A 351-nucleotide genomic window follows, 5' to 3' on the forward strand; every position below is an offset into this window, starting at 1 on the left:
CGAGCGCGGCGTCCCGCGGGTGCACCAGTGGGCGCGCGGCGTCGACACCCGCCGGTTCACCCCGTCCAGGCGCAGCGACGCACTGCGCGGCCGGCTCGCCCCGAACGGCGAGCGGCTCGTCGGCTTCGTCGGCCGCCTCGCCCCGGAGAAGCAGGTCGAGCGGCTCGCCGTGCTGGGGGAGCTGCCCGGGACACGGCTGGTCGTCGTCGGCGACGGCCCCAGCGCCGACGGGCTGCGCGAGCGGCTGCCCTCGGCGGCGTTCCTCGGGCACCGCGGCGGCGACGAGCTCGCGCAGATCTACGCCAGCCTCGACGTGTTCGTCCACACCGGCCAGGCCGAGACGTTCTGCCA

The 351-nt window shown here is 77.2% G+C and carries 1 protein-coding gene; it reads left to right on the plus strand.

Translation table 11 applies throughout. The features are described from left to right. A partial coding sequence (locus GTW08_RS22455) for a glycosyltransferase (protein WP_161152483.1) occupies positions 1-351 on the plus strand: 351 nt, incomplete at both ends.

Origin of the sequence: Pseudonocardia sp. SID8383 (assembly GCF_009864975.1) — a bacterium.
In the GTDB taxonomy this organism is placed as follows: Bacteria; Actinomycetota; Actinomycetes; order Mycobacteriales; family Pseudonocardiaceae; genus Pseudonocardia; species Pseudonocardia alni.